At 33.9% G+C, this 14,429-nt stretch carries 13 protein-coding genes; 2 read left to right on the plus strand and 11 right to left on the minus strand.

Features of this window, described 5'->3' with window-relative positions; all coding sequences use genetic code 11:
* Nucleotides 1-32 precede the first annotated feature (32 nt).
* Nucleotides 33-950, minus strand: a complete 918-nt coding sequence (locus tag GQ47_RS03410; protein ID WP_035644798.1) for an EamA family transporter — start codon at nt 948-950, stop codon at nt 33-35.
* A 98-nt stretch (nt 951-1,048) separates the two neighbouring features.
* Here GQ47_RS03410 and GQ47_RS03415 point away from each other — a divergent pair, with 98 nt between their 5' ends.
* Entirely contained in the window at nt 1,049-2,470 is a 1,422-nt protein-coding gene (locus tag GQ47_RS03415) for an aminotransferase-like domain-containing protein (protein WP_035644801.1), read from the plus strand.
* A 224-nt stretch (nt 2,471-2,694) separates the two neighbouring features.
* Here GQ47_RS03415 and GQ47_RS03420 read toward each other — a convergent pair whose 3' ends face one another.
* The 6 genes from GQ47_RS03420 to aspA form a co-directional block, all read right to left on the minus strand.
* Nucleotides 2,695-3,642, minus strand: a complete 948-nt coding sequence (locus GQ47_RS03420) for a bestrophin family protein (RefSeq protein ID WP_035644804.1) — start codon at nt 3,640-3,642, stop codon at nt 2,695-2,697.
* Nucleotides 3,643-3,781: 139 nt separating this feature from the next.
* The gene (locus tag GQ47_RS03425) at nt 3,782-4,504 is read right to left on the minus strand and encodes an adenine nucleotide alpha hydrolase family protein (RefSeq protein ID WP_035644808.1); all 723 of its coding nucleotides are present in this window, start codon (nt 4,502-4,504) and stop codon (nt 3,782-3,784) included.
* A 77-nt stretch (nt 4,505-4,581) separates the two neighbouring features.
* Nucleotides 4,582-5,985: a sensor histidine kinase gene (locus GQ47_RS03430; RefSeq protein ID WP_035645204.1), complete on the minus strand. Its 1,404-nt coding sequence runs from the start codon at nt 5,983-5,985 to the stop codon at nt 4,582-4,584.
* 1 nt (nt 5,986) lies between these two features.
* Complete coding sequence (locus tag GQ47_RS03435; RefSeq protein WP_035644811.1) at nt 5,987-6,661, minus strand: response regulator transcription factor; 675 nt, start codon at nt 6,659-6,661, stop codon at nt 5,987-5,989.
* Nucleotides 6,662-6,918: 257 nt separating this feature from the next.
* Nucleotides 6,919-8,190: a BamA/TamA family outer membrane protein gene (locus GQ47_RS03440; protein ID WP_035644814.1), complete on the minus strand. Its 1,272-nt coding sequence runs from the start codon at nt 8,188-8,190 to the stop codon at nt 6,919-6,921.
* Nucleotides 8,191-8,339: 149 nt separating this feature from the next.
* A complete protein-coding gene (gene aspA, locus GQ47_RS03445) occupies nt 8,340-9,749 on the minus strand; it encodes an aspartate ammonia-lyase (RefSeq protein WP_035644817.1) in 1,410 nt (469 codons plus the stop codon).
* A gap of 158 nt (nt 9,750-9,907) precedes the next feature.
* Here aspA and GQ47_RS03450 point away from each other — a divergent pair, with 158 nt between their 5' ends.
* The gene (locus GQ47_RS03450; RefSeq protein WP_035645207.1) at nt 9,908-10,486 is read left to right on the plus strand and encodes a pentapeptide repeat-containing protein; all 579 of its coding nucleotides are present in this window, start codon (nt 9,908-9,910) and stop codon (nt 10,484-10,486) included.
* Nucleotides 10,487-10,628: 142 nt separating this feature from the next.
* Here GQ47_RS03450 and GQ47_RS03455 read toward each other — a convergent pair whose 3' ends face one another.
* From GQ47_RS03455 to glyA, 4 genes are all read right to left on the minus strand, one after another.
* Nucleotides 10,629-11,126 (minus strand): GNAT family N-acetyltransferase, encoded by a 498-nt coding sequence (locus GQ47_RS03455; protein ID WP_035644820.1) that lies wholly within the window; start codon nt 11,124-11,126, stop codon nt 10,629-10,631.
* A 2-nt stretch (nt 11,127-11,128) separates the two neighbouring features.
* A complete protein-coding gene (locus GQ47_RS03460; protein WP_035644823.1) occupies nt 11,129-12,169 on the minus strand; it encodes a GMP reductase in 1,041 nt (346 codons plus the stop codon).
* Nucleotides 12,170-12,405: 236 nt separating this feature from the next.
* Nucleotides 12,406-12,999, minus strand: a complete 594-nt coding sequence (locus tag GQ47_RS03465; protein WP_035644826.1) for a MiaE family protein — start codon at nt 12,997-12,999, stop codon at nt 12,406-12,408.
* Nucleotides 13,000-13,137: 138 nt separating this feature from the next.
* On the minus strand, nt 13,138-14,412 hold the full coding sequence (gene glyA, locus GQ47_RS03470) for a serine hydroxymethyltransferase (protein WP_035645209.1): 1,275 nt from the start codon (nt 14,410-14,412) through the stop codon (nt 13,138-13,140).
* Nucleotides 14,413-14,429 lie beyond the last annotated feature (17 nt).

The raw sequence follows: 14,429 nt of genomic DNA on the forward strand, positions 1-14,429 counted from the left end.
TGTTTTAAACCAATAAAAAATGCAAGATTACTTTATTGAGAATCTTTAGATGACAGGATATATTTTTGTTTTAGAGCAAAAATATGATGTGAATTAAAAACTAACACCGCTATAAAAATTATACTATAAGCTGCAATCTGCAAAGTGCTGATTTTTTCGTTAAATACAAAAGCCGCGAGCATAAAAGCAATCATTGGATTTAGATTTAGCAACATTCCCACAGTTGAAGACGGAAGCCCTGAAAGCGCATATAAATTCAAAAACAATGGAATAATGGTAAACGCAATTGCAATCGTTTCAATGAAAAAATAAAATTTAAATTCAGTAGGAACTGGTCCGCTGTATGCTGGGTAAAAAGGCAATAAAACCAATGCTGCCAAGGTAATATGAAATGTCAGTACAATGAATTTATCAAAACCTTTATTAATTCGCTGACTTACTAAATAAGAAGCATACGTTAGTCCGATAATGATGCTGAAAAACATATCCATGATATCTGCATAAGACAGCAACAAACAACCTAAAATACTTAATCCAACGGCAAGCCATTGTGTTTTAGCCAGTTTTTCTTTCAATAAAAAATAAGCCAGTAAAGTTGTTAAAATTGGGCAAACTAAATATGCGAGAGAAGTTGCCTTAACGCTCACATGATTCATTACATAAATAAAAGTGAACCAGTTGGCCATTAAAAAGAAGCTTCCGCCGATGTTAAGCAAAATTGCTTTCTTCTTTTCTGAAGAAGAAAGCGCTCTGAAACTCCCCACGGTTTCTTTTATTTTGCTTCTTTTAAAAAGAAAAGCGATCAGTAGCATTAAAATACTGCAGCTGAAAACTCGAAAAAATAATATATCCAAAGACTGATAATCATGAATTGGTCTTAAAACCAAACTGAAAAATCCCCAGACAGTATAAGCGGTAATCGCAGCAGTATAATATTTTGATGTTTTCACGATTTCTATTTCTTCTTTTATGTTGAGACAAATTTCTTAAAAATAAAACAGCAATACAGATACAGTTTTTGTAAATTGCAACGCAACAGTTTATTTTTATGAAAAATTCCAATTACTTGTATTTACAGTTTGCAGATGTTATTGAAAAGCAGATAAAATCTGGTCTTTTAAACGTTGGCGACAAATTGCCGTCGATAAGAGAAGTTTGTGCCGAAACTGGCTATAGCATGAGTACAGTCAGCAAAGCTTATTATGAAGTCGAGAGCAGGTCACTGATTGAATCGCGTCCGCAATCTGGCTATTATGTGAGCAATGTTTCTGCCAGAGTTATTGCAGAACCTTCTGCTAGCAAGCCAATATTAAAAGTTGAAAATATCGATCGCGAAGATTTGCTTGATTTGGTTTATGGCGACATGAGAGTGAAAGATGTTACGATGCTTTCGCTTGGTTTTCCTTCAAATGAACTTTTACCAATTGCAAAATTGAATAAAGGAATGGTTCAGGCAATGCGTCAATTGCCAAACAGCGGGACAAGTTATGAGGAAATTCAGGGAAACAGCAATCTGAGAAAAGAAATTGCGCGTTGGTCATTTACTTGGGGCGGTTCTTTGACTGAAGATGATATTATTACAACTCCCGGCTGTATATCAGCCATTTCTGATTGTTTGTTAACGCTGACAAAACCCGGTGATACCATTATTACTGAAAGTCCGGTTTATTTTGGTATTCTTCAATTGGCTAGATCTTTAGGTTTGTATGTAATGGAACTTCCAACCAATATGACAACCGGAATTGAACTGGAAGCTGTAAAAAAAACACTAAAAACTAACAAAGTAAAAGCATGTGTTTTAATGAGCAACTTCAGTAATCCGTCTGGAAGTATGATGCCTGCCGAACATAAAAAAGAAATTGTGCGTTTAATGGACTTTTATAATGTCCCATTAATTGAAGATGATATTCACGGCGATTTGTACTTTGGCGCAAGCCGACCTACAAACTGCAAAACCTATGACGAAAGCGGTATTGTGCTTTGCTGTAGTTCGGTTTCTAAAACATTGGCGCCAGGCTATCGCGTTGGCTGGGTTTCTCCCGGAAAATTCAAAAAAGAAATTCTGCGCACTAAATTGTATCACACCATTTCTGCAACTACGATTACGCACGAAGTTGTTGGTGATTTCCTGAAAAATGGCCGTTATGAGAATCATCTGAGAAAAATACGCCAGATTTTAAATCAAAACTGCAATAATTACATCAATACGGTTTTGGAATCCTTTCCAGCTGGAACAAAAGTCAGCCAGCCTCAAGGTGGATTTTTTCTTTGGGTTGAATTGGATAGAAAAATAGATACAGCGGCCTTTTATCATTTGGCTATGAAACACAATATCAGCATTGCACCAGGAAGAATTTTCTCTTTTCAGGATCAATTTTCAAATTGTATGCGCTTGAGTTTTGGTCTTCCTTGGACAAATGAATTGCGAACTTCTATTCAGATATTGGGAAGATTAGCAAAACAATTATAAGACATCAATAGTCCGCGTCTAGTTTGTCATTCCGAGGAACGAGGAATCTCCGCGAGTAGCTCGACAAAGATTGGCGAATTTCTAGACGGAGTTTCTTGTGGAGATTCCTCGTTCCTCGGAATGACAAAACTGTGAGATTACATTAAAAAAAAAAATAAAAAAACCAGACAGCGCCACTAATTAAAACGCTGCCTGGAACAAATTGAGAAACCAAGTCAATTATTTTATAAAACATAATAGGCATTTTTATCTGCCTTTTTAGGTACTTCATTTAAATCAAATTCTTTCAGAATATCAAATTCACTTTGGTATTCGTTCAGCATTTGCTTAATATTTTTTTCAATTGTATTTGCAATTGCAGTTACCGGAGTATCTGTAGGCCTGTTTTCAAACGGATCCTGCAAATGAATTGCCATTCTTTCTATCAAAAAGAACGCCGCGCCAATTGCTGTAATCAACGGAATTGCAAACCAGCTTAATACACTCGTTAATCCAAACGGCAATAACAGAATAAATAAACACAGGGTCAATCTGATGTACATACTATAAGTAGTCGGGAAAATCGTGTTTTTAATTCTTTCGCATTTACCCATGTGATCACATAATCGCGATAAAGTATTGTCGATTTCAACTTGCTGGTATGTATTAAATCGCTTATCATTTTTAGCATTTCGTAAATCTCTTCCGTGCAACATTAAAATCGCATTCGGAATGTTTTGGTGATTTTTGATATATCTGATTTCTTCATCACTCATCAAGCCTTCGAGCGGTTTTACGGCATCTTTATTTCGAAGCGCCTGCCCTAAGCTATAACACCAAGCAATTTGTCTTTTTGCGAAATTTTCTTTGAATTCGCTTGCTTCAACAGAAAAATCAGGATCTTTATAAAATGTCAAAACCTGGCGAATCAATGTTCTGGAATCATTTACAATTGCACCCCAAACAATTCGGGCTTCCCACCATCTGTCATAAGCTTGATTTGATTTAAAAGCCAACAATAATGATATTATCGTTCCAATCATCGTTGGAATTGCAATCGGAATATCTACGGGCAAATTGATGAAATAGTAATGAAAAATCTCGAATAAAATCGTGTACGCTAACACAAGTACAATTTCTACTTTAATTTTCCCGAGAACGTACTTCATTGGTATTCTTTTCTTTAATAACATATTTTCGGTTTTAAATTAATGTTTTCTTCTTTTTAGTGATTAGTAATTAGTCCTTAGTGATTAGTCTTTTAGGGTGAATAAACAATCTTAAAAGTCATGTTTTATCGCTATTCACTAATTACTAAGAACTAATCACTTTTTACGCCATCTCTTCATACAATGAAAGAACCGGAAGTCCGAGTTTTTCATTGATGTTTTCTTTTTTCTTTTTTTTGAATTTGATTTTCTCGCCTTTTCGCGTTTCAACTAACAAATCGATTTCATATTTTGAAATTGCTTCAGATAAATACGGAGCAAGATTTTCGTAATCATCATCAATTTTAGAAGTCTGGCTTACAATTTCATATGAGAAATTCTCATTTAAAAATTGCTGCACATCTTTAACATGCATATTGGCTCTGCCATTTTCAATATAAAGTGCTTTTGTGAAATCTTCTTTTAAGTTCTCATTTCCTAAATGTAGAATTGGACATTTTTGATTTCCAGCTAATTGAATCAAATATTGGTGAATACGTTTTGTTTCCTGTTTATAAGAATTAGTCAGAATAACTAATTTTACAGAGAAATGCTCAATAACACGTTTGAAAATTGGAGATGAAAGTCCGTATTGGTTGTGTACTTTTATTTTGCAGTTTGGCGTATGCTCTACTATATATCTGCAAGTTTCCAAAACTTCTTCCTGACTGATGGTCAGTCCGGTTTTCATTTCGCGCAAATAAAATGAAGAAGAAAAGGAGTCCGGAGTTTCGGCAACCATCAATAAAATGATTTCACAAGCCGAATCTTTGCTTTGATTTACGGCAGATTTTACTGCGCAAATTGTATCATTTTTTAAAGTAGTGGGTATAAGGATATTTTTCATAAGTATAATCGTTTAGTTTATACGTACAAAATAACTCCCTGTAAATTAGAAGGGTATTAATCTTAAATTAGAATTTTCTAAGATTCAACATTAGAATTTTTAATGTTGTTTTTTTTGATTTTTGATTTATTGAAAATAATGGTAACGATTGTTCCTTTATTTTGTTCAGACTGTACCTGGATTTCGCCATCGTGCATTCGAATGATTTTTGATGCCAAAGGAAGTCCTAAACCATAGCCAATATATTTAGTTGCAATTTTTCCTCTGAAAAAAGGTTCATATAAATGCGGAATATCTTCTGGAGGAATTCCGATTCCGATATCATTGATCGCAATTTTAATCGATTCCTTATTAGCCGAAAGCGTTACAAATACTTCATTATTATCAGAATATTTTACACCGTTGGTAATAATATTATTTATTGCCAATTCTAAAAGCGGTTTGTTGCACGGAATTAAAAGCAAATTAGAATCTTTTGGTGCAAAATTAAGTTTGATGCTCACGCGATTATCTGGATAAATTTTATCCAAATCAGATTTTACATCCAATAAGAGTTCATCAATTCTTGCAATATCCAAAACCTGTTTTTTCCCATCGTAGCCCGTTTGAGTCAGTTTCAGCAAACTTTCGGTTAAATTTCCTAATCTTGATGCCTGGCTGTAAATATTTTCAAGAGACTGAATATATTCTGAAACTTCTCTTTCTTTCAAAAGCATAATTTCCGCCTCAGCAATAATAGTCGTAATCGGGGTTTTTAATTCGTGTGAAGCATTATTTATGAAATTGGCCTGAATCTCAAACGAAGTTTCAAGTCTATCGAGCATATCATTAAAAGTATGTGTCAGATCTGAAATTTCATCTGAATTTTTGACCTCAGGCAATCTATTATGAAGGTTTGACGCACTGATTCGGTTTACTTCTTTTGTAATTCTCGCTACAGGATCAATAACTCTTTTTGCTAAAAAACGACCTAAAAAGAAAGCCAAAAGCACAAATCCGATACCACCAAAAAGTAAAATTTTTATAATATAAATACTCGTTGTTTTTCCTCTTCGATCTCTTGCACCAACAATAACAATGTATTTTTGATTGTCCTCAGTAAAAACCTGACCTAAATAATACTTGCTATTAATTTCAAAATAATCTTTTCCGGTATTTAGAATATTGGTATAAAACTCGTTAGGTAAATTCAGTTTTGTATTATAATCAAAACTATTGGCACTGTTTATTTTAAGAACATATTCTTCTTCTTCAATAAGTTCTTCCAGCCCATTTTTTTTTAGATTGCTGTAGTATTTTATTTTTTCGGGATCTTTTTGAAAATGAATCGAAGCCACGATTTTAGCACGATCTTCTAATCTTTTTAAAAAGTGATAACGGTTATTTTCTCTAAATAAAACAAAAACGATAATACATAACAATAACGTACTAAAGGTCGATAAAGCTACATAATTGAACGTAATTTTTTTTCTTATATCCATTTTATAGCTGTATAACATAACCTAAACCTTTCATAGTATGAATCAGTTTGATTTTATAAGGTTTATCAATTTTCTTTCGTAAATAATTGATATAAACATCTACAACATTTGTGTTCATATCAAAATTAATATCCCAGACATTATCCAGAATTTGATCACGAGAAACAATTCTGCCGGCATTTCTGGCTAAATAATACAATAATTTAAACTCTTTAGCAGTCAAAACAATTGCTTCTCCATCTCTTTTTACAGATTTGGCTTTTCCGTCAATTTCTAAATCACCAATTATGATTTTATCGATTCTTTCTGTATCCTGATTTGCTCTTCTATGCAAAGCATTTACTCGGGCATCGAGTTCACCAAATTTAAAAGGCTTTACAAGATAATCATCTGCACCTGCATTTAGTCCTGTAACAATGTTTTCTGAAGTTCCTAAGGCCGTCAAAAGCAAAATTGGCACAAAATTTTTGCTGGCACGAAGTCTTCTGCAAATTTCGATTCCGTTAATATCCGGAAGCATTACATCTAAAACGATAACATCGAAATGGTAATTGTGAATCATTTCGATAGCCGTTTTGCCATCGAGTGCCACACTTACTTCGTTATTGTTTTCCGCAAATCCTTTTCGTAAAATCGATAAAAGATTTGGTTCGTCTTCGACTATTAGTAACTTCATTTAAATTTGGATATACAACAAAAATAGGGATTGACATTAAAAATGTAAATCAGAATAGTTAAAAATTATGATTTATTTATGAACAGGAACTTTATGCTTTTACTTGAACTGCTTTGGAAAATGGGACACAGATGACACAGATTTAAACCGATGGAAACGGATTCTTATATTGATACCAGTGAAAATCTGTCCAATCCGCGTCATCTGTGTGCTTTATAAAGTTATTGGCCCTCAAAGCCTGACAGTCCAGAAAATTACTAGAAAGTTTCGCCTGCATTCAAATAAAAGCCTTTTGAATTGTTTCCCCAAGCCAAATCAGCAATAAGATTGGTTCTTGTTGCTTTGTCAATTAAAATTCGAAGTCCGAAACCAAAAGCGGGCTGTACGTATTCAAAAAGCTTGGTATTGGTATCCGGATTGCTTGTTGTTACGAAGTTTGTAAAAACAGTGCCGCTGAACATTTGATTACAAGTAATCGGAAACCTAAATTCGGTTGCCAGATAAACCAAATTTGTTCCTCTAAATAATCCCTGCGTATACCCTTCTCCGCTTCGGCTGCGCTGATCCCAGCCAATTGCAGGTAAATTCAAATACGGAACTTTTCCTTTCGTAACAAATTGTCCATATGTCCAAAGTGCCAAAATGTATCTTTTATCTTTTTGAGATACCGGAATAAAGTTTCGATACTCAGCATACAAAACATTACTTACTTCCTGATTATCAAACAAAACAGGATTAAAACGGTAATTGATATTAGCAAACCATCCATGACTTGCATTTACCTGATTATCTCTTGAATCATAAACCAAATTAAGACTCATTCCGTTCAAAAAATATTCTTTATCATTAAATCCGTATTGTTGGCTGTAATTATAGTGATAAGTCAAATTTCCATTTGCAACATCAAGATTTTTATCAACAATACTAGAATACCAATCGATATTAATACCGCCACCAACATAAAAATTTGGTCGAACCTGAAAAGAAACGGATTGATGAAATTTGAAATAATTATAATCCATTGGTTGTGCAATAGAATCTATGCTGAAACCCGATTCCTGATTTCGTCGAGGCGGAATAATATTGGTTCCTAAACCATAATTGGGCTGCGAAAATATATATAACCGATAATCGCCACTCAAGAATATCTTGTTGTTTTTCAGCAAAATATTGTTTTTGACATTTACCAGCCATTGTTTTTTTGTGGTATACGTTATTCCAACATTTGCGATAGAATATTTATCTGCTTTTTCTTTCCCTTTAAAAGTATATTGTGCCACCGCGCCATAAAAAAATCCCGTTGCAGGCTGAGAACCAATTGCCGGAATGACTAGAAAAAAACTGTTTTTTATAGGTTTAACAACATAAACTGAATCCTTTTTTTTGAAGATTTCTAATATTGTTTTGGGAGGACAAATCTTTGAACTGTCGATTTTAGTTTGAGCATTCAAATTAAATTGAATGAAAAAGAGCAACCATAAGATTTTAAATTTATTCTGAAAATAATTATTTTTTAAAAATTTTACCATGTGAAAGTTTTAATTTTTTGAAGCAATAATCAATTCATATGTAAATATATAGCTTATTTTCAACATTTTAAGATAATATATCAACAAAAATAAAATAAAAAAAGCCATCAGATAAATGACGGCTTGTGATGATATTTTTTATAACAAATCTATTTTGTGATAAATTTTGGATGGATCAAATTTTCTAGCGAATAGATTTCATCCCACTTTTCCTGTGTAATCAGCTTTCTTTCTAAAACAGCAATTTGATGTACACTTTTATTTGTTTTTAAAGCTTCTCCGGCAATACTAGCACTTTCTTCGTAACCTATAATTGGATTTAATTGCGTTACAATTCCGATGCTATTCATTACCATATTATAACAATGATCCACGTTTGCAGTAATTCCGTTTATACATTTATCGATTAAAGTCTGGATTGCATTTGAAAGATAGTCAAGCGAAGTAAACATTGCAAAAGCAATAACTGGTTCCATAACATTCAATTGTAATTGTCCCGCTTCTGCCGCCATAGTAACCGTTAAATCCTGACCAATTACATAAAAACAAGTCTGATTTACAACTTCTGGAATTACAGGATTCACTTTTCCTGGCATAATCGATGAACCTGGCTGGCGTGCTGGAAGATTGATTTCATTTAAACCAGTTCTTGGTCCAGAACTCAATAATCTTAAGTCGTTACAAATTTTCGAAATCTTAACCGCAGAACGCTTTAAAGTTCCCATAATTTGAACATAAGCGCCTGTATCAACTGTAGCTTCAATTAAATCAGGTGAAAGCGTTAACGGAATTCCTACTTCCTCTGCCAAATATTTTACACAAATTTCAGGATAACCTTCAGGAGCATTTACTTTTGTTCCAATGGCAGTTGCGCCCATATTGATTTCCAAAAGTAATTCCTGAGCATTTTTCAAGCGTTGAATATCTTCGCCAATTGTCGTCGCATAAGCTTTGAACTCCTGTCCTAAAGTCATCGGAACAGCATCTTGTAATTGCGTTCTTCCCATTTTTAAAACTTCTTTGAACTCCTCGCCTTTTTTGGCAAAAGCAACTTCTAAACCCGCAAGAGTTTTAATAAAGGTTTCCATTTTTAAATACAACGCGATTCTAAAAGCTGATGGATAAGCATCGTTCGTTGACTGAGAACAATTTACATGATTATTTGGATGAAGGAAATTATATTCTCCTTTTTTGTGACCTAAATATTCCAATCCGATGTTTGCTATTACTTCATTGGCATTCATATTTACAGAAGTTCCTGCTCCGCCTTGAATTAAATCGCTTACAAATTCTTTATCAAATTTACCCGAAATTACCTGATCACTTCCGTAGCAAATCGCTTCGGCAATTTTAGAGTCAATTGCATTACAGTCCTTGTTTGCCAATGCCGCAGCTTTTTTTACATAACCCAAAGCTTTTATAAACAAAGGTTCTTTTGAGATTGGAATTCCGGTAATATTGAAATTTTCTACCGCTCTAAAAGTTTGGATTCCGTAGTATAAATGATTAGGAATTTCTAATTCTCCTAAAAAATCATGCTCTTTTCTTGTTGCTTCCATATAATAAAATTGATATGTTTTATCTTAAAAAAATAAGTGTAAAGCTACATTATTTTTACGCGAAAGCAGATAGGTTTTTAAAATGTTTTATGATTTTAAACCGAATATTTTGCCACAAATTATTACCTTTTCAGCCTCAAATAATTATCGAAAAAGAGTTGAAAAAAGAAAGCGAATATTTTCTTGACAAAGAATACAATACGATTATTTACGCCAAAGATGATCTCAATTTCAAGGATTTTGAATGTTGCGTTTTTAATAATTGTAATTTTTCGGCTTGTACTTTTTTAGCGGTTACTTTTATTGATTGTGTTTTTAACGACTGCATTTTCAGCGAAGCCAAGATAAATTATGTTGCTTTCAGAACAGCAAGATTTAACCGTTGCGAAATTAAGGAAGTAAATTTTGCGATGTGTGACAAATTAATTTTTGAAATCGAATTTAATGATTGCATTTTGGATTTTTCGAAATTTTACACTTTAAAACTAAAAGGAACATTTTTTACCAATTGTAGTTTGATAGCCGTAGATTTTATGGCCGCAGATCTTACGAATGTAGTTTTCTACAATTGTGATTTATACCGCTCAGAATTCGACAAAGCCATCGCCAACAAAACTGATTTCAAAACGAGTTATAATTATACTATTGATCCTTCTAAAACGAAACTAAAGAAAGCTGTTTTTTCTTTGAATGAAGTAAAAGGTTTATTGTTTAAACATGATTTGATTGTGAATTAACAGAGAAAATACGTATAGTTTGTCATTCCGAGGAACGAGGAATCTCTACAAGTAGCTCCGCATGGAATGTCATCAATCTTTGTCAAGTTACTTGTGGAGATTCCTCGTTCCTCGGAATGACAAAAATACTTAAAAATTACTTTTAAAGTTTCTTCCCCATCACAAAATCTTGCATCAAATACCCATTCCCGATTTCAATATCAACCGTTTCCTTAATCTCAAAACCTAATTTTTTATAGAAATTTAAAGCTGTATTAAAACGGTTTACGTTTAGTAAAAGTTCATTGGAATGGTTTTCTGCAGCCATTTTTGCAATTTCTTCAAACACTATTTTACCATAACCTTTTCCTTGCGTTTCTGGCAAAAGATAGATTTTATGTATTTTAGTTATAGCTTCGTTTTTATAATTGTGTTCAATTCCGATAAATCCAATTACAGATTCTGAATCTGAAATTAAATAAAACAGCTGTTCTTTATTCTGGATTTGTCTTGATAACGCTTCATCAGAATAAATTAGATCTAACATATAATCTAATTGTTCTGCGGTTAGAATTTCGCCATAAGTAATTGGCCATGTTATGTGTGCGATTTCTTGAATTTTAGCAATATCTTCAACAAATGCTTCGGTAATCTTAATCATATTTATTTTTTAAAAACTTGATTTTCTTGTTCGTTTACGCGAATGAAAGTCGTTCGTTTAGTCAATTCTTTTAATCTTGAGGCTCCTACATAAGTACAAGTACTTCTAATGCCACCTAAAATATCTAAAACAGTGTGAATCACGTCTCCTTTAAACGGAACTTGCACTGTTTTTCCTTCACTGGCTCGATATTCTGCAACACCGCCAGAATGTTTATCCATCGCGGTTTTGGAACTCATTCCGTAAAATTGTTTGAATTTTTCGCCTTTTACTTCAATTAGTTCACCTCCGCTTTCTGAGTGACCTGCAAGCATTCCGCCCAACATCACGAAATCAGCGCCAGCACCAAAAGCTTTGGCCACATCGCCCGGAGTCGTACAGCCTCCATCGCTGATAATATGACCACCTAAACCGTGTGCTGCATCGGCGCACTCAATAATTGCGGATAATTGCGGATAACCTACGCCTGTTTTTACACGAGTTGTACAAACAGAGCCAGGACCAATTCCGACTTTTACAATATCTGCGCCAGCTAATAGAAGTTCTTCTGTCATTTCTCCTGTAACTACATTTCCGGCAATAATGATTTTATCGGGATATTGTTTTCTGGTTTTCTTTAAAAACTGAACGAAATGCTCTGAGTAACCATTTGCAACATCTATGCAGATAAATTTTAATAACGGATTTGCCGAAATAATTTGGCCAATTTTCTCAAAATCTTCTTTTCCTGTTCCTGTACTAACTGCAATATAATCGTAGAAATCTGGAGTTGCATTTTGCAGAAAACTATTCCATTCTTCTAAAGTATAATGTTTATGAATGGCCGTAAAAAGCTTTTCCTTAGCCAAAACCTGAGCCATTTCAAAAGTCCCAACCGTATCCATATTGGCACCCATAATTGGAATTCCTGTCCAAGAAGCCGTGCTGTGCAAAAATTTAAAGTTTTGTTCTAGAGAAACTTCCGATCTGCTTTTGAGCGTTGATCGTTTTGGTCTAAACATTACATCTTTAAACCCTAATTTTAAGTCCATTTCTATTCTCATCGTTCGAGATTTTGGTTACTCTCAAAGATAGGAATTTTAGATTGCTGATTTTAGATTTTAGATTAACAAAGACATGAACTTGTGAACAATTATAGTATTGATTCTCTTTCGCGAAAGCCCTCCTCAAAATTGCTTTTTTTAGTTTCACAAAGTTTCTAATTGGAACGCGTTTCGACTTCGCTCAACGTGACAAACTTGAAACCTGAAACCTGAAACAAAACAAACAAAGTCAAAAACTATCCGTGAATCGTTTCTCCTTTTCCGTAATTGGTAATGATAGATTCTTCAAATTCTAACCATTCTCTCCAGCGTTTTTCAACATCGATTCCTTTGCCGTATTTTCTAGCGTAAGTAATGAATGTTGTATAATGTCCAGCTTCACTTTCCATTAATTCTCTGTAGAAAACCGCCAATTCTTCATCTTTAATGTTTTCAGAAAGAACCTTAAAACGTTCACAGCTTCTTGCTTCAATCATTGCTGAAAACAATAATCTTTCTACAAGACCAGAAACACGGCTTCCGTCACCGCTTTTCTTCATGTATTGATATAGTTCGTTTACATAATCATCTTTACGCTCACGGCCTAATTTTAATCCGCGTTTGATGATGATATTGTGAACTTGCTCAAAATGATCGATTTCTTCTTTGGCTAAAGCCAATAAATCTTTCACTAAATCCTGATGTTCAGAATTGTTTGTAATAATTGTAATCGCATTTGTTGCTGCTTTCTGCTCGCACCAAGCGTGATCTGTCAAGATTTCTTCGATGTTTTTCTCAACAATATTTACCCATCTTGGGTCGGTTGGCAATTGTAATCTTAGTACGCCCATATTCTTTTGTTTATTTTGTTTCAGGTTTCAGGTTTAAGGTTTAAGGTTCTTTTAGGAACGAAAAAAGTTTAAAGTTCTAAACTGTCTTTTGAACGGTCCAAAACTTTAAACTTGAAACTTTAAACTTGAAACTATTTTTTAGTAAGCAAAAATCGGTCTTTCGCTCATTAATTCGTTTACTTCTTCAGCAACTTCTTCAATAACGTCCTCATTTGTATGATCTGTAAGAACTTTATCAATTAAAGCTACGATAGTTTCCATATCTTTTTCAACTAAACCACGAGTTGTGATTGCAGCTGTTCCAACACGAATTCCAGACGTGATAAATGGTGATTTATCGTCAAAAGGAACCATGTTTTTGTTTACAGTAATTTCAGCTTTTACTAATGCATTTTCAGCTTCTTTACCAGAAATATTTTTATTTCTTAAGTCAATAAGCATCATGTGGTTGTCAGTTCCGCCAGAGATAATGTTGTAACCTCTTTTTACGAAAGCATCAGCCATTGCAGTTGCATTTTTTTGTAATTGCATTGCATAAGTAAAGAACTCATCTTTAAGCGCTTCACCAAAAGCTACTGCTTTAGCTGCAATAATGTGCATTAATGGTCCACCTTGATTTCCTGGGAAAACAGCTAAATCTAATAATGAAGACATCATTCTGATTTCTCCTTTTGGAGTTTTTAAACCTTGTGGGTTTTCGAAATCTTTACCCATTAAGATCAAACCTCCACGTGGTCCTCTTAATGTTTTGTGCGTTGTTGTAGAAACAATATGACAATGTGGAATTGGATCATTCAATAAACCTTTTGCAATAAGACCAGCCGGGTGAGAAATATCAGCAAATAAGATTGCTCCTACACTATCAGCAATTTGTCTGAAACGCTCAAAATCCATATCACGAGAATAAGCAGAAGCTCCAGCAATGATTAATTTTGGTTGTTCTTTAGTTGCAATTTCCTGAATTTTATCATAATCTAAACGTCCAGTTTCAGCATCTACACCGTAAAAAACTGGACGGTATAAACGTCCTGAAAAGTTTACAGGAGAACCGTGTGTCAAGTGACCACCGTGAGATAAATCAAAACCTAAAATAGTATCACCAGGATTCAAACAAGCGTGGTAAACAGCTGTATTTGCCTGAGAACCTGAGTGAGGCTGTACGTTTGCATACTCAGCACCAAATAATTCTTTAGCTCTGTCAATTGCAATTTGCTCAATAACGTCAACTACTTCGCAGCCTCCGTAATATCTTTTGCCAGGATAACCTTCAGCATATTTATTCGTTAAAACAGAACCTGCTGCCTGCATTACTTCATCACTTACAAAGTTTTCAGAAGCGATAAGCTCTAGTCCGTGAATTTGTCTTTCTTTTTCCTCTTGGATAAGATCAAAAATTTGTTCGTCGCGTTGCATTTTTTCGTTTTTCGTTA

This window comes from Flavobacterium sp. ASV13, from assembly GCF_000745775.1.
Taxonomy (GTDB): domain Bacteria; phylum Bacteroidota; class Bacteroidia; order Flavobacteriales; family Flavobacteriaceae; genus Flavobacterium.